The sequence below is a fragment of the Micromonospora sp. SL1-18 genome (assembly GCF_047921505.1).
Taxonomy (GTDB): domain Bacteria; phylum Actinomycetota; class Actinomycetes; order Mycobacteriales; family Micromonosporaceae; genus Micromonospora.
In genome coordinates, this window is sequence record NZ_JBLROA010000229.1 from 1 (window position 1) to 381 (window position 381).

The 381-nt window shown below is 71.4% G+C and carries 1 pseudogene; it reads right to left on the reverse strand.

Annotation, left to right across the window (positions count from 1 at the left end):
• Positions 1-381, reverse strand: a pseudogene (locus tag ACNAW0_RS30710) (cell division protein FtsK); the annotation flags it as partial.

The following is a 381-nucleotide window of genomic DNA, read 5'->3' on the forward strand; positions in this document are numbered from 1 at the left end:
GCCGTCGATGGCCACGAACCCGACACCGGGCAGGCTCTGGGGGATGCGGTCGCAGAGCGCGCCCCGGTCCCGCATCCCCTCACCGAGCACCAAGTCCACTTGCGCCGCCTCAGCGAGGCGCAGGCCGATGCGGGTCGGGAACAGGTCCCGGAACGGCAGCACCTCCTTGCGCGGGTCCTGGATGGCCGCCAGGACGTGGACGCCGACGGCGCGGCCCTGGGACAGCAGGATGGACAGGGCGGCCTTGATCCGGTCCTTGAGTTGCCGGTCGGTGAGGTAGGCGGTCAGGTTCGCCAGCTCATCGATGACCAGGACGATCAGCGGCTCGTCCGGGGTCGGGGTGTGCTGGCGGGTGCGGCCGTAGAGGTTGCTGGCGCGGTC